Consider the following 19,127-nt stretch of genomic DNA (forward strand, 5'->3'; position numbering starts at 1 on the left):
TGCCATGGAACAATTACATTCTTTATTTCTTGAAAATATTCTAAAAAATATGTCGGAAGGCATTATGGTTATCGGATTTGATGGTGTTATCCAATTCGTTAACAAATCAGCTTTTTCGATTCTAGGCCTACAGGAAGAGGCAACAATAGGCAAAAAGTTTGCCAGTTTATTTTTTGAAAATGAATTAAATGATGATTTTTCGCAAGCTGTCCTTGACTCAATCTACGACAGAAACAAAGAACATCAGGCTATTCTTAAATATTATATTGACGACAAGCCTATTCATTTAAGAGTTATCACATCATTTTTGACAGAGAATGATGAAAAGATTGGTGTAATTATTGTTTTCAGTGATTTGAGTGAGCTAGTCGAATTGCAGGATGCTGTAAAATCGATGGAAAAGATTAAGGCTCTTAACAATCAGCTTGAAATCAGGAACAAACTTATCAGCGACACATTTGGTAGATTCTTATCTGATGATATCGTAAAGCATCTTCTTGATTCTCCTGAGGGCCTTCGCCTTGGAGGCGAGAAGCATGAGCTTACCATACTTATGAGCGACTTGAGAGGCTTTACCGCAATGAGCGAGAGAATGGACGCTGGAGCATTAATTGATATGCTTAATCATTATCTTGGAGAGATGACAGATGCCATTCAAAATCATCATGGTTCTATAATAGAGTTTATTGGTGATGGAATCTTTGCAATTTTTGGTGCACCGTTATCTTCTGAGATTCATGCTTCTGAGGCAGTGGCAGCTGCTCTTGAAATGCAAAGTAAAATGGAAGCGATAAATGAGTGGAATAAAGAGCAAGGATATCCTGCTTTAGAGATGGGAATCGGTATTAATACTGGCGAAGTAATCCTTGGAAATATTGGCTCAGAAAAGCGAACAAAATATGGTGTTGTTGGAAAGCATGTAAATTTGGCTGGTAGAATTGAAAGCTATACTGTTGGCGGTCAGATACTTATTTCACCAACCACTAAAGCTCAGATTAAAGAGGAGCTTGAAATCGCTAAAACAATGACTGTTTATCCTAAGGGCGCAAATGGAGAACTAGAGCTCAGCCTTATTACCGGAATCGGTGCACCTTATGATATTCATGTTAGCTTTGCAGACAGTGTTCTTACTCAACTCGAGCATCCAATCGCAGTTTGCTTTAATAAAATTGATGGCAAGCATGAAGATTCTAAAGCTTTATATGGCGGACTTACTGCCGTTGCAAGAGATGGCGCAGTATTAGAGACTGGAACGGAATTGGATATTTACGACAACATTCTTATAAATGCAGGAGGCAAACTGTTTTGTAAGGTTGTTGATAAACAAAATAATGGATATGTGTTACAATACACCTCGATACCTACAGGTTACTCAGCTTGGCTAAAGAGTACCAAATTGTAGAAATTGTATGAAACTGCAATTAGTTTATTTACAAGAAATATAGACTGTGTTATCATATTTCAGGTATTTATTTTACTGTAACTCAGGTTTTGGACACTCCGACCTTTACCTTAGTTACGGCATATTTAAAATTTTAGGAGGTAGTAACATGATTACAAAAGAAAAGAAGCAGTCAATTATCAATGAGTACGCTAGAACAGCTGGTGACACAGGTTCTCCAGAGGTTCAGATCGCAGTTCTTACAGCTCGTATCGCTGAGCTTACAGAGCACCTTAAGGCTAACCCAGGTGATCATCATTCACGTCGTGGTATGATGAAGATGGTTGGTAAGAGAAGAAACCTTCTTGCATACCTTAAGAACACAGATATCGAGAGATATCGTTCAATCATTGAGCGTCTTGGCTTAAGAAAGTAATCTATAAGAGCGGAGTATATTATTACTCCGCTCATTTTTCTTGTTATTTTTGATTTCAAGCAAAATCCGAAGCCACTGAATTAGGAGCGAAACCAGTTAGAATCGCTTCGCTTTCAGTAGTTTCGGGTTGATGCTTAAATAATATATATTTAAAGGAGAAAGCCATGAAGACTTTTACAATGGAATTAGCTGGTAGAACACTTCGTGTTGATATCGGCAGAGTTGCAGCACAGGCTAACGGAGCAGCTTTTATCCAGTATGGTGAGACAACTGTTCTTTCAACTGCTACAGCTTCAGATAAACCAAGAGATGGCATCGATTTCTTCCCACTTTCAGTTGAGTTCGAAGAAAAGACATATGCTGTTGGAAAAATCCCTGGAGGATTTAATAAGAGAGAGGGTAAGGCTTCTGAAAATTCAGTTCTTACATCTCGTGTTATCGATAGACCAATGCGTCCACTTTTTCCAAAGGACTATCGTAATGATGTAACACTTAACAACATGGTTATGGCAGTAGATCCACAGTGCCGTCCTGAGCTTGTTGGTATGCTCGGTGCTGCTATTGCTACATGTATTTCAGATATCCCATTTGATGGCCCTTGCGCTATGACACAGATGGGTATGGTTGATGGTGAGTTTATTGTTAACCCATCACAGGAGCAGTGGGATAAGGGTGACCTTAAGCTTACTGTTGCATCTACTCGTGAAAAGGTTATCATGATCGAAGCTGGCGCTAACATCATCCCTGAGGATAAGATGATTGAAGCTATCTACAAGTGCCACGATGTTAACCAGAAGGTTATCGCATTCATCGATGAGATGGTTAAGGAATGTGGTAAGCCAAAGCATGAGTACACATCATGCGCTATCCCTGAGGAGCTTTTCGCTAAGATGAAAGAAATCGTTACTCCTGAGGAGATGGAAGGTGCTGTATTCACTGATGAGAAGCAGGTTCGTGAGGAGAATATCCGTCAGATCACAGCTCGTCTTGAGGAAGCATTTGCTGATAATGAGGAATGGCTTGCTGTTCTTGGCGAAGCTATTTACCAGTACGAGAAAAAGACAGTTCGTAAGATGATTCTTAAGGATCACAAGCGTCCAGATGGTCGTGAGATTACACAGATTCGTCCACTTGCTGCAGAAGTAGATATTATCCCACGTGTTCATGGTTCATCTATGTTCACTCGTGGTCAAACACAGATTTGTGATGTTGTAACACTTGCACCTCTTTCAGAGGCTCAGAAGATTGATGGATTAGATGCATTCGTTACAGAAAAGAGATACATGCACCATTATAACTTCCCTGCATATTCTGTAGGTGAGACAAAGCCTTCACGTGGACCAGGACGTCGTGAGATTGGTCACGGAGCTTTAGCAGAGCGTGCACTTCTTCCTGTACTTCCAAGTGCAGAGGAGTTCCCATACGCAATCCGTGCTGTATCTGAGACATTTGAGTCAAATGGTTCTACATCAATGGCTTCTACATGTGCATCATGTATGTCACTTATGGCTGCTGGTGTTCCAATTAAGGCTATGGTAGCTGGTATTTCTTGTGGTCTTGTTACAGGCGACACAGATGATGATTTCGTACTTCTTACAGATATCCAGGGTCTTGAAGATTTCTTCGGAGATATGGACTTCAAGGTTACAGGTACTAAGGAAGGTATTACAGCAATCCAGATGGATATTAAGATTCACGGTCTTACTCGTCCAATTGTTGAGGGTGCAATCGCTCGTTGCCGCGAGGCTAGATTCTTTATCATGGACAACTGCATGAGCAAGGCAATTGCTGAGCCACGTCCACAGGTTGGTGAGTATGCTCCAAAGATTATTCAGCTTTCTATCGATCCTGAGAAGATTGGTGATGTTGTTGGACAGCGTGGTAAGACAATCAATGAAATCATTGCTAGATGTGATGTTAAGATTGATATCACAGACGAAGGTAACGTTTCTATCTGCGGTACAGATGCTGCAAAGATGGACGAAGCTAAGCGCATGATTGAAATCATCACAACTGATTTCGAGCAGGGTCAGATTCTTACAGGTAAGGTTGTAAGCATCAAAGAATTCGGCGCATTTATCGAGTTCGCACCTGGCAAAGAGGGAATGGTTCACATTTCTAAGATTGCTAAAGAAAGAATTGATAGAGTAGAGGATGTTCTTACTCTTGGTGATACTGTTAAGGTTGTATGCCTTGGCAAGGACAAGATGGGACGTATCAGCTTCTCTATTAAGGATGTACAGTAATAATAGATTTTATTTTGCGCCTGGCAAAAGTCAGGCGCATTTTTTAGGTATAAAATATGCTTCTTAATGTTTCACATATATACAAATCATTTGGCGAAGAAAATATCATTAGAGATGCCACATTTACAGTAGACGAGGGCTCGAAAGTCGCTATCGTTGGTAATAATGGTACTGGAAAGTCCACATTGCTTAAAATAATCACAGGAGAGCTTCCAGCTGACGAGGGTGAGGTTACTCTGAAAAAGGATGCTACATTTGGTTATTTGGCTCAGTATCAGGAGGAGCTTTACGGCACAAACATTCTGGATACTGTTTTAAATGCAAGGGAAGATCTTCTTTCCATGGAAAAGCGTCTTACAGAAATGGAAGAGATGATGAGCTCAGTTGAGCAATCTCAGATGGCAGCTTTTATGGAAAACTATCACAAGCTTCAGCATCAGTTTGATTTAGCCGGCGGTTATACATTCCGTTCAGAGGCTATAGGTATCCTAAAAGGACTGGGGTTTGAAGGTGACGATTTAAATAAGAGCATGAATGAGCTTTCAGGAGGCCAGAAAACAAGAGTAAGTCTTGGACGACTTCTTGCCTCTTCTCCGGATTTATTGCTTTTGGATGAGCCTATCAACCACTTAGATTTAAATTCAATAATGTGGTTGGAAGGATATTTGGCTGGTTATAAAGGCTCTGTTATTATCGTTGCTCACGATAGATATTTCCTAGATAAGATTGCTGATCATGTGGTGGATTTATCTTACGGAAGAACCTCTGTATACACTGGAAATTATTCTTCATTTGTTGAGCAGAAGGAGCTTTATATGCTCACCTATGAGCGAAGCTATGAAAAGCAGCAAAAGGAAATAGAACATCAGAAGGCTGTTATCGAAAAGCTTCAGTCTTTTAATCGCGAGAAATCAATTAAGCGTGCAGAGAGCCGTAAAAAGCTTTTAGATAAGATGGATGTGATGGATGCTCCAGATAAAGAGCAGGCTAAAATGCGTCTCACCCTGGAAATCGAAAAGGAAAGTGGCAAGGATGTTTTGGAATTTTCTCATGTAACGAAAAGCTATGAGGATAAAAATATCTTTTCTGATTTATCATTTGAAGTACATAAAGGGGATAGAATTGCCATTCTTGGAGATAATGGAACAGGCAAAACTACCATCCTAAAATGTATAAATGGCCTTACTGATTTTGAAACTGGTGAGATTAAATTTGGTGCAAATGTTACAGTTGGATACTATGACCAGGAACAGCAAGGGCTTACAGAATCTAATACGATTTTCAGTGAGCTTCATGATGCTTATCCATTTTTGACCGAAACAAAAGTAAGAAACACCTTGGCAGCATTTATGTTTACTGAGGATGATGTTTTTAAGCGTATCAGTGATTTGTCCGGTGGAGAGAGAGGTCGTGTATCTCTTGCAAAGCTAATGCTTTCTAAATCAAATCTTCTTATCCTTGATGAGCCTACCAACCATTTGGATATGGACTCAAAAGAGCGTTTGGAAGATGCGTTAAATGAATACGATGGAACGCTTCTTTATGTAAGCCATGATAGATATTTTGTTAATCGTACAGCAAACATTATTTTGGAACTTTCCGACGGAAAGCTTACCAAATATCTTGGCAATTATGATGATTACATCGCTAAAAAAGAGCAGCTTTCTAGCACAAGCTTTGACGCAATTGAGGTTCAGTCTACAACAGAGACAGCTGCGAAGCTTGATTACAAAGAACAGAAAAGAATAGAGGCTGAAAAAAGAAAGCTTCAAAACAAGATTTCAAAAATTGAAGAAGAAATTGAGAAGCTTGAAAGTGATAAGGCAAAGATTGACGAAGAGTTTTTGAAACCTGAAAACATGACTAACTCTGCGAAGCTAAACGAGTTAACTGCAAAGCAAAAAGAAATCGATGAAAAGCTAGAAATTCTTTATTCAGATTGGGAAGAACTTAGCTCTTTAGATTAAGACTAATTGTTTGTTAAAATCTTGACAGGATTTTATTTGAATTTTATAATTATATTAGTTTTGGCTAACAAGTAGGAGGCGTAAATTTGGATAAACAGATTTCTCAAGCCGTAATTAGAAGGCTTCCACGATACTATAGATATTTAGGTGAGCTTCTTGACGAAGGCGTAGAAAGAATTTCTTCGAACGATCTAAGCAAGACGATGCATGTTACAGCATCCCAAATTAGACAGGATTTAAATAATTTTGGCGGTTTTGGTCAGCAGGGATATGGTTACAATGTAGCGTATCTTCATGAAGAAATTGGTAATATTTTAGGTGTTAATGACACACATAACGTTATCGTTATAGGTGCTGGTAACTTAGGTCAGGCAATCGCAGGTTATGTAAAATTCGAACGTGTAGGATTCAAAATTATTGGATTGTTCGATGTAAATCCTGAGCTTAAGGGCAAGATGGTTAGAGATATGCCTGTACAGATGCTGGATGAATTACCTGAGTTTTTAAAGAATAATGAAGTGGAAATAGCAGCGCTCACATTGCCTAAGCAGAACGCTAAGGCTACTGCGCTAAAGCTTGTATCTCTTGGTGTACATGCTATTTGGAATTTCGCACATGTAGATTTGGACGATATTCCTGATGTTGTAATTGAAAATGTTCATTTGTCAGATAGTCTTATGCAACTATCTTACAACATTACACAGCACAAAAAGTAGGAGATAAGTATGGCTGATAGGGATTTTTCTACTGCAATTTCTAAAATAAAAGTACCAATGCTTATTTTGGACCAAAAGTGGCACAGGTTGTTTGCACTTGGTGGCAAGCCAGAAGAAGTAAAAGAGCTTGAGGCAAAGGAAAATGAGCTGATAAAGCGTGAAGCCGAGCTTAAAAAGGAGCAAAAGGATTTAAAGAAGGTTAAAGAAAACCTTATGGCTTCTGTTATGTCCAATATGGAAGGTACATCTGACTTAGTTTCAAAGAAGCTTGACGAAGACAAGCGTTTGCTGGAGGAATGCAATGCCAGAATTGAGGCTAATGATGATGAGCTTTTGGATTTACCGCACCAGACTGATGAGGTAAATAGAGAGCTTATGCTTCGTACTATGGATTATTGCTACGATAAGCTTAGAACCAACTCTAATGAAGCCGAAGAAATCACTAATTGGATTAAGGATGTTAGAGTTAAGCTTAAGAAAAATGTTATCAGAAAACACAATCGTGAAATAAACAACAAAGAGATTTATTCATATATGCATGATGTTTTTGGCATGGAGGTACTAAATCTTTTTGATATGCAAAATGGTGATTTTTATATTGGAATCGCCGATGATAAAGCTAGTGATGATGCCGGTAAAGGAAAATCTTCTAATGAAGATGCTAATAATTTATCAAATGTTGAGTTAGAGGACGTTGATCTTGATGCTGTGGCAAAAGAAACAAAAGAATCTAGCGAAGAAACAGTTGAAGAATCTGTAGAAAATGAAGAAACACCTAGCGAAGAATAATTAGTGTTCACTAAATTTTTAAAGACTAAACGCCATAATGTTTAGTCTTTTTTCTTTATGTATGATATGATTAAATAGTAAAATTAAAGGGTTTAGGAAAGGAGTATATATGGACGACGGGTCGTATCCCTATTTAATTATTTTACTGGCAATTGTTGGTATAATTGAGTTTATTATTGTGCCAATAATTTATTACAAGCGTTCTAAACAGGAAAATATTACTGAAGAAGATGTTATTTCTTTGGTAAACGAAGGTCATGAAGATGGCAACATTTTAGCCTCTGAGGCTGCTATGATTCAAAATATCTTTGAGTTTTCAGATACTGATGCCAAGGATATTATGACTCACAGGAAAAATATTGTTGCTATCAATGGTGAGTCCACCCTTCGTGAAGCAATCGATTTTATTAATAATAACAATATGAGCCGATATCCGGTTTACATTGAGGAACTAGATAATATCATTGGTATTTTGCATATCAAAGATATTTTGATGTATGTAAACGAGGATATAGACAGCCTAAGGGTTAAGGATTTACATGAGCTTTTATCGGTGGCAGAATTTGTTCCAGAGACTCATGGAATCAACACCTTATTTGCTAAAATGCAATCTAAAAAGCGCCATATGGTCATTGTGGTTGATGAATATGGGCAGGTTTCTGGTTTATTATCTCTTGAGGATATTCTTGAAGAAATCGTTGGCGACATAGAAGATGAGCATGACGATGAAGAAGCTTCAATTGAGGTTAAAACTGAAGATTCGTTTATGATGGATGGCGGTACCACCCTAGAAGAAGTTGAAGAAATTCTAGGTACAAAGCTTTCAGAAGACTATGAAACACTAAATGGATATTTAATTTCTCTTTATGGAAAGATTCCCGAAGATGGCAAATCTTTCACTTTAGAGGATGATAATTATATCTTCTATGTTAAAAATGTTACAGGCAAAGTTATCGGCGGAGTATACGTCAGAAGAAAAAGGCACGTTGAATAAGAGAGCGTGATTTGATATAATTTTTTAGATTATGATGAATAGAAAAGAGGTATTTTAATTTATGTCAGGACATTCAAAATTCGCTAACATTAAACACAAGAAGGAAAAGAATGATGCTGCAAAGGGAAAGATCTTTACTATAATTGGTCGTGAAATCGCTGTCGCAGTTAAAGAGGGCGGTCCAGACCCTAATAACAATTCTAAGCTTCGTGATGTTATTGCTAAGGCAAAATCTAATAACGTTCCAAATGCTACAATTGAAAACGGTATTAAGAAGGCTGCAGGTAACATTGATGCAGTTAATTACGAGACAGTTACATACGAAGGATATGGCCCTAACGGTACAGCCATTATCGTAGACTGCCTTACAGATAACAGAAACCGTACAGCAGCTAATGTACGTAACGCATTTACAAAGGGTGGCGGAAGCATCGGTACACCTGGTTGCGTTTCATTTATGTTTGATAATAAGGGTCAAATCATTATTTCTAAAGAGGATTGCGACATGGATGCTGACGATCTTATGATGATCGCACTTGATGCAGGCGCAGAAGATTTCTCTGAAGAGGATGATTGCTTTGAAGTATATACAACACCAGAGGATTTCTCTGCTGTAAGAGAGGCTCTTGAGGCTGAGAATATCACTATGGCAGATGCTGAGGTTACAATGATTCCTCAGACATATGTCGAGCTTTCAGACGAGCAGGATTTATACAAAATTAATAAGATTTTAGATCTTCTTGATGAAGATGATGATGTGCAAAACGTATATCACAACTGGTCAGAATAATATTACTAAACGATAAGAGGGGTTAATGAATTATGAATAAGATTTTATTTGCAGCAAGCGAATGTGTACCATTTGTAAAGACTGGCGGTTTGGCCGATGTTTGTGGTGCGTTACCAAAGGAGTTTTCTAAAGAATACTTTGATGTAAGAGTTGTTTTACCTTACTACACATTTATTCCAGAGCAGTATAAAAAAGATTTCAAATATCTTACAAGTTTCCAGATGAATATGGGACCACTTGTAGGACCTAAATATGTAGGTGTATTTCAGTATGAGTTAGATGGAGTTACTTATTACTTCATTGATAATCACGAGTATTTTGATTGCTTTTATCCTTATTCTGAGGATAGATGGGATTTGGAGAAATTCATTTTCTTCGACAAGGCAGTTCTTTCGATGCTTCCTTTAATTGGATTCCAGCCAAATCTTATTCACTGTCATGATTGGCAGGCAGGCTTTATCCCTGTATTTCTTAAGAATGATTTCCAGGGAGATCAATTCTTCTGGGGAATGAAGTCGGTTATGACTATTCACAATCTTAAGTTCCAGGGTATGTGGGACATTAAGACTGTAGCAGGTATTTCTGGTTTATCTATGAATCTTTTCACTCAGGATAAGCTTGAATACAAGAAGTGTGGCAATATGCTCAAGGGCGGACTTGTTTACGCAGATTACATCACAACAGTATCTGCTAAGTATTGTGATGAAATCCAGATGCCATACTACGGCGAGGGATTGGATGGTCTTCTTAGATCTCGTCACTATGACATGCAGGGTATTGTTAACGGTATCGATAATAACGTATACAATCCAGCTACAGATGAGAAGATTTACAAGAACTTTGACATAAGTAATTTCCGTAAATATAAAAAGATAAATAAGACAAAGCTTCAGGCTGATTTAGGTCTTGAGGTAGATCCTAAGAAGTATATGATTGGTTTGATTTCACGTCTTACTGATCAAAAGGGGCTTGATCTTATCAATTACTGTATCGAGGGAATCGTTGATGATTTCACACAGCTTGTTGTAATCGGTACAGGCGAGTCTAAATACGAGAATATGTTTAGACACTATGCATGGAAGTATCCTGAGAAGATTTCAGCGAACATTTGCTATGATGACAATTTGGCACACAAGCTTTATGCGGCAGCGGATGCATTCTTGATGCCATCTAGATTCGAGCCATGTGGTCTTACTCAGCTTATTTCATTCAGATATGGAACAGTACCTATCGTACGTGAGACTGGCGGTCTTTCTGATACTGTCGAGGCATTCAATGAATATATGAAGACTGGTGATGGATTCTCATTTGCTAATTATAATGGAGATGAGCTTCTTAACACTGTCAACTATAGTAAATTTGTATTCTTCGATAAGAAGACTCAGTGGAATAAGATGGTTGAAAGAGGCATGAGCAAAAACTACTCATGGGCTGTTCAAAAAGAAAAATATGAGAATATTTATAACTACTTGATTGGTTAATAAATAGTAATTTACAAAAGAGAATAGTTTAACTATTCTCTTTTGAATGTAAGAGGTTAAAATTTGGCAACAAAAAGGGCGAATAATTCTAAAAAAAATTCAAATAGTAGATCAAAGAATAATTCGGCGAAAAAATCAACTAGCAAAAGAAGTACAAGAAAAAATACAGTAGAAGAAATCGAGTTCGACGATCCATTTTTCGAGGATTCCACAAGGGAGATTGTCCTTTGGGGTTCTATAATTATGTGTATTTTACTGTGTATCAGTAATTTTGGCTTAGGTGGAGTGGTAGGAAATGCTGTTTCTAACTTCCTTTTTGGAGTGTTTGGCATTATCCAGTTCGTTCTTCCATTTATGGTGGCTTTTTCAGCCTTCTTTATTATTTCTAATTATGGCAATAAAGTGGCAGTGGCAAAGGTAATTGCAGGCTCAGTATTGCTTATTTTTATCACTGTTTTTGTAGAGCTCATTTTACATGGGCAGGATATTTTAGGGCCAATTGCGGCATTTTTATCATCGAGAGAAACTCATACTGGCGGCGGTTTAATTGGTGGAGCAATCGTTTTTGGTATTTTTGATAGTTTTGGATTACTTGGAGCATACTTAATTGATATTATTGTCATGATTGTATGTGTTATCATCATCATAGAGCGTTTCGCTTTCGATAAAGTACAGCAGTCATCTAGATATCACGCTGATAGAGCTGCTGCCAGACGACGTGCCAGACGTGAACGTCAGATGCTTGAAAGAGAAGCGAATCAAGTCAGATATAATAGTGGAAGACAAGCTATTCGCGACAAGATTAACGAAGAGCGGGCCATGGAGCTTGAGCAGATGAATCAGACTGATGGCAATCGTCGTGATAGAAAATATACAGGTGTTACAAGCAACACAACACTAGTTCCTGACTATAGTGATATCACATCCACTGAAGATGTTAACGAGATTAGGTTCAATCTTGCTACAGGTGAGCCTGATGTAGAAGTTACAAATACCAGCAGACATAGATTAAAATCTGGCAATAAAAAATCTAGAAGTCTTCATTCATTTGGAAAGGTTGAAGAGCCTTCTATGGAGATGCCACCTGTTGTTGAAGAACCAGTGGTAAAAGCTCCGGTAGTAAGTGCTCCTATTGTTAATGCTCCTGTTAATGAGCCGGTGAACATGAAAATCAACTCACCAGTTATAAATACTCCAGCACCAGTTGTAGAGGAACCTACTCCTGTTGTAGAAGAAGTTAAGGAGCCTGTCAGAAATCGCAAGGCGTCTGCATCCTCACAGGAAGAGATTGAAAAATCATCTGAATCTCTTAGAAAATCTATTGAGGAAGATAATAAAAAAGTTAAAAAAGCTTATAAGTATCCACCACTTACTTTACTTAAAGATGGCCCTAAAAACGGTGGAGATTCAAAAGAATATTTACAGGAAATGGCTGGCAAATTGCAAAGAACACTTAGCAATTTTGGTGTTTCAGCCAATGTAACAGAGGTGACACTTGGTCCTTCTGTTACCAGATACGAGCTTGAAATTGCCGAAGGCACAAGAGTTTCAAAGGTTCTTAGCCTTACAGATGATATTAAGCTTAGTATGGCAGTTACAGATGTTCGTATCGAAGCTCCAATCCCTGGCAAATCAGCTATCGGTATTGAGGTACCTAACAAAGTTAAATCCATGGTAGCTTTCAAGGATTTGGTTGCATCTAAAGAATTCAAGACAGCTAAATCTAAAATATCATTCTGTGTTGGAAAGGATATTTCAGGTTCAGTTATTGTTGGAAATATTGAAAAGATGCCTCATTTGCTTATTGCAGGTGCTACAGGCTCTGGTAAATCAGTATGTATTAACACAATGATTATGAGTATTTTATATCATGCTTCGCCAGAAGAGGTTAAGCTTATCATGGTAGACCCTAAGATGGTAGAGCTTTCTGTATATAATGGTATTCCTCATTTGTTATTACCGGTTATTACAGATGCGAAAAAGGCTGCAGGAGCTTTACATTGGGCTGTTAAAGAGATGATGGACAGATATGAGCTATTTGCTCAGGCAGGTGTTCGTAATCTTGAAGGCTTCAATGAAAAAGCTAATAGTGAAGCATTGCCAGAATCAATTCCAGAAGATAAACGAGTTAAGATGTCTCAGCTTGTTATCATTCTTGATGAGGTGGCTGATCTTATGATGGTTGCGGCAGCTGATGTTGAAGAGTCAATTGTTAGACTTGCTCAGCTTGCACGTGCAGCTGGAATTCACTTGATTATTGCAACTCAAAAGCCTACAGTTAATGTTATTACAGGTTTGATTAAGGCTAATGTGCCTTCTCGAATTGCCTTTTCTGTTTCATCAGGTAATGATTCTCGAGTTATTCTTGATATGAATGGCGCAGAAGACTTACTTGGTAACGGTGATATGTTATACGCTCCACAGAATCTATCAAAACCGATTCGTGTACAAGGAGCTTTTGTAAGTGACGAAGAAGTTAGTGCTGTTGTTGATTTCCTTAAGGACAACAACGATTCTGCAGAATATAATTCTGACATAGAAGAACAAATTCAAAACTCTGATAGCGGTTCTAATTCGGTATCGATTTCTGGAGAGCCTGACAACTCCAGGGATCAGCTATTTAACGAAGCGGGACGGCTTGTAATAGAAAACCAAAAAGGTTCAATTGGTTATCTCCAAAGGAACTTTAGAATCGGATTTAACAGGGCGGCCAGAATCATGGATCAGCTTGCGGAAGCAGGTGTAGTAGGCCCTGAAATGGGCACTAAGCCTAGAGAAATTCGTATGTCTATTTCAGAGTTTGAGGAACTTATAAATGCACAGTAAAAGGGAGTCGTTTAAATGAAGACAGACATTCAAATTGCGCAGGAAGCAAAAATGATTAATATCAAGGAGGTGGCAGCTTCTTTAGATATTAAGGAGGATGATTTAGAGTTCTACGGAAAGTACAAAGCTAAATTATCTAATGAGTTATTAGCTAGCTTGGATTCTAAGCCAAACGGTAAATTAGTACTTGTTACAGCTATTAACCCTACACCTGCTGGCGAAGGTAAAACAACTACTTCAGTTGGATTGGGACAAGCTATGGGAGTTCTTGGCAAGAAGGCTTGCCTTGCTCTTAGAGAGCCATCTTTAGGACCATGCTTTGGTATAAAGGGTGGAGCTGCAGGTGGTGGCTATGCTCAGGTTGTTCCTATGGAGGATTTAAATCTCCATTTCACAGGTGATTTTCACGCAATTACATCAGCAAACAACCTGCTTGCTGCAATGCTAGATAATCATATTCAGCAGGGTAATCAGCTTGGTATTGACCCTAGACAGGTAGTTTGGAAGAGATGTCTCGATATGAACGACAGAGCTCTTAGAAATATTGTAGTTGGTCTTGGTGCAAAGGCTGACGGTATGGTAAGAGAGGATCACTTCGTAATCACAGTAGCATCTGAGATTATGGCAATCCTTTGCCTTGCTGATAATATGCACGATTTAAAGGAAAGATTAGGCCGAATCATTGTTGCTTACAATTTCGAAGGCAAGCCGGTTACTGCTAACGATTTACAGGCAACAGGTGCTATGGCTGCACTTCTTAAGGATGCATTAAAGCCAAATCTTATCCAGACACTTGAACATACACCAGCAATCGTTCACGGTGGCCCATTTGCTAATATTGCACATGGTTGCAATTCTGTTCGAGCAACAAAGGCTGCAATGAAGCTTGCTGACATTACAATCACTGAGGCAGGGTTCGGTGCTGATCTTGGTGCCGAGAAATTCTTTGATATCAAGTGTCGTATGGCAGGCCTTAAGCCTGATGCTGTTGTTTTGGTTGCTACAATCAGAGCACTTAAATACAACGGCGGCGTTCCAAAGGCTGAATTAACAAACGAGAATCTTGAAGCTTTAAAGAAGGGTATCGTAAACCTTGAAAAGCATATCGAGAATCTTCAGAAATACAAGGTACCAGTAGTAGTTACACTTAACTCATTTATTACTGATACTGAAGCTGAAACAAACTTCGTAAAGGAATTCTGCCAGTCTCGCGGATGCGAGTTCGCCCTTTCTGAGGTTTGGGAAAAAGGCGGCGAAGGCGGAGTTGAGCTTGCAAAGAAAGTGCTTGATGTACTTGAAAATAAAGAGAGCAACTTTGAGCCTTTATATCCTTCAAATCTTTCTATCAAAGAGAAGATTTATAAGGTTGCTACAGAAATATACGGCGCAGCCGATGTTTCTTACTCACCAGCAGCTGAGCGTGAGTTAAAGAAGATTGCAGATCTTGGAATGAATGATTTCCCAGTTTGCATGGCAAAGACACAGTATTCTTTATCAGACGATGCTTCTTTACTTGGTCGCCCAGAAGGCTTTACTCTAAACGTAAGAGAAGTATATGCTTCTGCTGGAGCTGGATTTATCGTAGCGGTTACAGGCAGCATTATGACTATGCCTGGACTTCCTAAGACACCAGCTGCTAATAATATAGACGTTACTGATGATGGAGTTATTACAGGACTTTTCTAAATCATGATTTGTAAAAAATGTGGTGAAGAAATTGAAAATGGATTGATGTACTGCCCGAAATGTGGGGAGTCTATTCAGCTTGTTCCCGATTACGACGAGCTTGAAGAAGAGCTTCTTTCAAAGGTGGTTGAGGATAAGGATAAGTCTAAAGATGATAAATTTGCAACTGGAGTTTATCACGAGACATCCTCATCCACGGCTACTTCAAAATCTTCGGAAGTACCATCTAAGCCGGCTGTTAAAGAGCCTTTAGTCTTCACAAAGAAGATAAAGACTATTATTTTTGTATCAGTCATTGGCATTGCGATTCTTGGCTGTCTTATGATTATCCCTTATATGGGAACTCATACTTACGACAAGATTATGAACAATGCTGTAGATGCTGAAAACCAGTCTCAATACGCTAAGGCTCTTGGCTTGTACGAAGAAGCTTACGCACTTGATAGCACGTCCTTTGAAGCAATTTATGGTTTAGGCAGAATGTATTATCGTGTCAAAGACTATGAAAATGCTATCAAAATGTTAGATGAAGCCCTTAAGACTGATCCTACGAACAAAAAGATATACACTTATCTTATCAGCTCCTATGATGCCATCGGGGATATGGACAGTATTTATGCTTTAGTTGAAGATGCTCCAAACGAGGAAATTCAGGAGCTTATCAGCGCATATATTATGCTTCCGCCTACCTTTAGTGTGGAGCCAGGCAACTATGATTCTGATGTAAATGTTCAGCTTACATGTACCGGCGACTATCAAATTTTCTACACTACAAATGGCAAGAGCCCGATTACTTCAGGCAAGCTATATTCTAAGCCGATTGCTTTAAAAGAGGGCAGCACCACAATAAAGGCTGTAACACAAAATAGCTCAGGCGAGTATTCTAGCATCGTCATAGGAGAATACAACATCACTTATCCTGAGCTTACTATGCCCGTGGTTTCGCCTACAGACGGCATATATACCGAACCTGTCATGATTAGCATTGATGTACCTGATGGCTGTCAGGCTTATTACACATGGGATGGTACTGATCCATCTAAAAACGGAATTCTATACACTGAGCCATTTCAGATTCTATCTGGCTCAAGCGTATTATCCGTTGTCATCATAGACGAAAACGGAAATGTTAGTCCAATGTATCGAGGAGATTATATTTACCAAAACTAAATTTCATAGTTTTTTCACATTTAAGTCTTTATTTAAACATAAATTAGCTGTATGATAATATCATCTCATTAAGAGATACATTTTTCATAACATTATTCTCCCTTTGAAAGACACGTCACCGCAGGCGTGTCTTTTATTTTGCCCAAAACTTAGAAACTGTTCCATGTTACCATTCACAGTTACTACAAAGGTGGAAGCTCCTCACCCATGTAGGTCGCTGCCTTGCGCACACAGCGTGATTTTGCGAATATTACTGTTTTTTCTTATGGGCCAAATTTATGCATCACACATGTGTCTTGTTGCGGAATGAACCATTTTGAAAAATGTTTTTTAGGTGGCGGACACTTAAGTTCTTTATGTACTTCTCAGACTGAGGGGACTTGGTTTCATATTCCGCTTGCTAAGTAACATGACAAAGCAGGTTTTGCATATCTAGGTACCGCGGCACATTCAACATCGTGTTTTAAGTGACCGCTTGCGCTGCCGTCCATGGCAGCGCATACCTATATATTGCAAAACCTGCTTTTATGTTACTAAGCGCGCTCCAAAATCAACCAAGTCCCCTTCAGTCTAAGAAGTACAATTTATACTATGCTGTGTGTCCGCCAACAAAAAACTTTTTTCAAAATTGTACAGGCCTGCAAAAGACACATGTAAATAAAAGATGCAGAAATGGCCCATTAGAAAAAACGTAATATTCTTGCAATGCGCTGTGTACGCAAGGCAGCGGCCTACATGGGTGAGGAGCTTCAAGATAAGTCTTACTGTGAATGGTAAACTATTCCTTTGTTAATCTTATTGTTTTAATGGCATAAATGGTCTAAAATAGATGTCATGAATGTTAAGATTCTGTGCGTAGGCAAAATTAAGGAAAAGTTTTATAAAGACGCAATATCGGAGTATTCAAAAAGGTTATCAAAGTACTGTTCTTTGGATATTGTTGAGGTGCCAGATGAAAAGACATCTGAGAATGCTTCTGATAACGAGATTAACATCGTCAAGGATAAAGAGGGAGAACGAATTTTAAAGCATCTCAAAGACAGAGATTACGTTGTTTCTTTGGCTATTGAAGGTGCTCAAAAAGATTCTGTTAGTTTCTCTAAACATATTGAAAATCTTGGTATTTCTGGGAAGAGCAGTATTGTCTTTATTATCGGAGGATCTCTGGGATTATCCAATGAAGTGTTAAAACGAAGCGATGAATTGCTTTCTTTTTCTAAGATGACTTTTCCACATCAATTAATGCGTGTTGTGTTGCTAGAACAGATTTACAGAGCAATGCGTATCATGAATAATGAGCCTTACCACAAATAAAGTTTTATATAAGGGGTTTTGTTACTATGAGAATGTACGATTTAATTGAAAAAAAGAAATTAGGTGAAGAGCTCACCACAGAGGAGATTTACCATATCGTAAATGGTTATACTCGTGATGAGATTCCAGATTATCAGATTTCTGCGCTTTTAATGGCTATATATTTCAAGGGAATGAACGTTAGAGAGCGTTACGACCTTACTATGGCTATGCGTGATTCTGGTGATATTCTTGATCTTTCTTCAATAGATGGAGTTAAAATTGATAAGCATTCTACTGGTGGTGTAGGAGATAAAGTTACTCTAGTGCTCGGGCCAATTATTGCATCTATTGGTGTGCCTGTAGCAAAGATGAGTGGAAGAGGCTTAGGTCATACAGGTGGAACAATTGATAAGCTTGAAGCATTTCCAGGCTTTAATGGAGCGCTTTCTGAAAAGGCTTTCATCAAGCAGGTTAATGCAATTAAGATTGCCGTTACAGGTCAGTCAAAGAATCTTGCTCCAGCAGATAAAAAGCTTTATGCTCTTAGAGACGTTACAGCTACAGTAGATGAGATTTCTCTTATTACGGGTTCTATTATGTCTAAGAAGCTTGCTGCAGGAACTGACGCAATCGTTCTCGATGTTACAGTTGGTGACGGAGCGTTCATGAAAACAAAAGAAGATGCTCTTAACCTTGCTAAATCAATGGTTGATATTGGTAAGCGTGCAGACAAAAAGATTGCTGCTTATCTTACAAATATGGATGAACCTTTAGGTTATGCTGTAGGTAATAATCTTGAGGTTATTGAAGCGATCAACGCTTTAAATGGCAATGGTCCTAAGGATTTAATGGAAGTTGTTTATGCCCTTGGCTCACAGATGATTGTTTTTTCTGGCATCGAGACAGATAAAGCAAAAGCTAGAAAGCTTATGGAAGAAGCTGTTGCAAGTGGCAAGGCTTTTGAAAAGTTTGTTCAGTTTATCGAGATGCAGGGCGGCGATGCTTCTTACGCAAAAGATATCAGCAAATTTGAGCCAGCTAAGTATGTCATTCCAGTAGAAGCTTGCTGCGATGGATACGTTCACGCTATGAAGGCAGAGGCGTTTGGTCTTGCTTCTATGTCGCTTGGCGGCGGTAGAGAGACATTTGATGATGAAATCGATATGTCTGTCGGTATTGTTCTTGCAAAGAAAGTTGGCGACCAAGTAAAGAAGGGCGAAGCTCTTTGCTATGTTCATGCAAATGATGAGACTAAGGCTAAAAAGGCTATCGAAATGATAAACGAAGCTACAATCATCAAGGCAGAAAAATGTGATGAAAATAAACTAATCATAGATGTTGTAGAATAA

At 38.6% G+C, this 19,127-nt stretch carries 14 protein-coding genes; all 14 read left to right on the forward strand.

The window, feature by feature from the left end:
- Positions 1–4: 4 nt before the first annotated feature.
- On the forward strand, positions 5–1,402 hold the full coding sequence (locus tag T498_RS16370) for an adenylate/guanylate cyclase domain-containing protein (RefSeq protein ID WP_051524775.1): 1,398 nt from the start codon (positions 5–7) through the stop codon (positions 1,400–1,402).
- Positions 1,403–1,550: 148 nt separating this feature from the next.
- Positions 1,551–1,817: a 30S ribosomal protein S15 gene (gene rpsO / locus T498_RS0112390; RefSeq protein WP_028236190.1), complete on the forward strand. Its 267-nt coding sequence runs from the start codon at positions 1,551–1,553 to the stop codon at positions 1,815–1,817.
- A gap of 164 nt (positions 1,818–1,981) precedes the next feature.
- Positions 1,982–4,063, forward strand: a complete 2,082-nt coding sequence (locus tag T498_RS0112395; RefSeq protein WP_028236191.1) for a polyribonucleotide nucleotidyltransferase — start codon at positions 1,982–1,984, stop codon at positions 4,061–4,063.
- A gap of 56 nt (positions 4,064–4,119) precedes the next feature.
- On the forward strand, positions 4,120–6,030 hold the full coding sequence (locus T498_RS0112400; RefSeq protein WP_028236192.1) for an ABC-F family ATP-binding cassette domain-containing protein: 1,911 nt from the start codon (positions 4,120–4,122) through the stop codon (positions 6,028–6,030).
- 86 nt (positions 6,031–6,116) lie between these two features.
- The gene (locus T498_RS0112405; RefSeq protein ID WP_028236193.1) at positions 6,117–6,746 is read left to right on the forward strand and encodes a redox-sensing transcriptional repressor Rex; all 630 of its coding nucleotides are present in this window, start codon (positions 6,117–6,119) and stop codon (positions 6,744–6,746) included.
- Positions 6,747–6,755: 9 nt separating this feature from the next.
- Positions 6,756–7,535 carry a hypothetical protein gene (locus T498_RS15785; protein WP_051524776.1) on the forward strand — a complete coding sequence of 260 codons (780 nt, stop codon included), beginning with the start codon at positions 6,756–6,758 and terminating at the stop codon, positions 7,533–7,535.
- A 109-nt stretch (positions 7,536–7,644) separates the two neighbouring features.
- The gene (locus tag T498_RS0112415; RefSeq protein ID WP_028236194.1) at positions 7,645–8,529 is read left to right on the forward strand and encodes a hemolysin family protein; all 885 of its coding nucleotides are present in this window, start codon (positions 7,645–7,647) and stop codon (positions 8,527–8,529) included.
- Between the two features lie 61 nt (positions 8,530–8,590).
- Positions 8,591–9,319 carry a YebC/PmpR family DNA-binding transcriptional regulator gene (locus T498_RS0112420; RefSeq protein WP_028236195.1) on the forward strand — a complete coding sequence of 243 codons (729 nt, stop codon included), beginning with the start codon at positions 8,591–8,593 and terminating at the stop codon, positions 9,317–9,319.
- A 32-nt stretch (positions 9,320–9,351) separates the two neighbouring features.
- Positions 9,352–10,800: a glycogen synthase gene (locus T498_RS0112425; protein ID WP_028236196.1), complete on the forward strand. Its 1,449-nt coding sequence runs from the start codon at positions 9,352–9,354 to the stop codon at positions 10,798–10,800.
- 63 nt (positions 10,801–10,863) lie between these two features.
- Positions 10,864–13,626, forward strand: a complete 2,763-nt coding sequence (locus T498_RS0112430; protein WP_028236197.1) for a DNA translocase FtsK — start codon at positions 10,864–10,866, stop codon at positions 13,624–13,626.
- Between the two features lie 15 nt (positions 13,627–13,641).
- Complete coding sequence (locus tag T498_RS0112435; protein ID WP_028236198.1) at positions 13,642–15,312, forward strand: formate--tetrahydrofolate ligase; 1,671 nt, start codon at positions 13,642–13,644, stop codon at positions 15,310–15,312.
- Between the two features lie 3 nt (positions 15,313–15,315).
- Positions 15,316–16,482 carry a chitobiase/beta-hexosaminidase C-terminal domain-containing protein gene (locus tag T498_RS15790; protein ID WP_036978517.1) on the forward strand — a complete coding sequence of 389 codons (1,167 nt, stop codon included), beginning with the start codon at positions 15,316–15,318 and terminating at the stop codon, positions 16,480–16,482.
- 834 nt (positions 16,483–17,316) lie between these two features.
- Positions 17,317–17,796, forward strand: a complete 480-nt coding sequence (gene rlmH / locus T498_RS0112445) for a 23S rRNA (pseudouridine(1915)-N(3))-methyltransferase RlmH (protein ID WP_028236199.1) — start codon at positions 17,317–17,319, stop codon at positions 17,794–17,796.
- A gap of 26 nt (positions 17,797–17,822) precedes the next feature.
- Positions 17,823–19,127, forward strand: coding sequence for a pyrimidine-nucleoside phosphorylase (locus tag T498_RS0112450; protein WP_028236200.1), 1,305 nt, complete (start codon positions 17,823–17,825; stop codon positions 19,125–19,127).

Origin of the sequence: Pseudobutyrivibrio sp. MD2005 (genome assembly GCF_000621865.1) — a bacterium.
Lineage (GTDB): Bacteria > Bacillota > Clostridia > Lachnospirales > Lachnospiraceae > Pseudobutyrivibrio.

What these genes read in the sequence shown, in the direction of transcription:
- T498_RS16370 (WP_051524775.1), top strand. Translation starts at nt 5, where the DNA reads ATGGAACAATTACATTCTTTATTTCTTGAAAATATTCTAAAAAATATG.
- rpsO (WP_028236190.1), top strand. Translation starts at nt 1,551, where the DNA reads ATGATTACAAAAGAAAAGAAGCAGTCAATTATCAATGAGTACGCTAGA.
- T498_RS0112395 (WP_028236191.1), top strand. Translation starts at nt 1,982, where the DNA reads ATGAAGACTTTTACAATGGAATTAGCTGGTAGAACACTTCGTGTTGAT.
- T498_RS0112400 (WP_028236192.1), top strand. Translation starts at nt 4,120, where the DNA reads ATGCTTCTTAATGTTTCACATATATACAAATCATTTGGCGAAGAAAAT.
- T498_RS15785 (WP_051524776.1), top strand. Translation starts at nt 6,756, where the DNA reads ATGGCTGATAGGGATTTTTCTACTGCAATTTCTAAAATAAAAGTACCA.
- T498_RS0112415 (WP_028236194.1), top strand. Translation starts at nt 7,645, where the DNA reads ATGGACGACGGGTCGTATCCCTATTTAATTATTTTACTGGCAATTGTT.
- T498_RS0112420 (WP_028236195.1), top strand. Translation starts at nt 8,591, where the DNA reads ATGTCAGGACATTCAAAATTCGCTAACATTAAACACAAGAAGGAAAAG.
- T498_RS0112425 (WP_028236196.1), top strand. Translation starts at nt 9,352, where the DNA reads ATGAATAAGATTTTATTTGCAGCAAGCGAATGTGTACCATTTGTAAAG.
- T498_RS0112435 (WP_028236198.1), top strand. Translation starts at nt 13,642, where the DNA reads ATGAAGACAGACATTCAAATTGCGCAGGAAGCAAAAATGATTAATATC.
- T498_RS15790 (WP_036978517.1), top strand. Translation starts at nt 15,316, where the DNA reads ATGATTTGTAAAAAATGTGGTGAAGAAATTGAAAATGGATTGATGTAC.
- rlmH (WP_028236199.1), top strand. Translation starts at nt 17,317, where the DNA reads ATGAATGTTAAGATTCTGTGCGTAGGCAAAATTAAGGAAAAGTTTTAT.
- T498_RS0112450 (WP_028236200.1), top strand. Translation starts at nt 17,823, where the DNA reads ATGAGAATGTACGATTTAATTGAAAAAAAGAAATTAGGTGAAGAGCTC.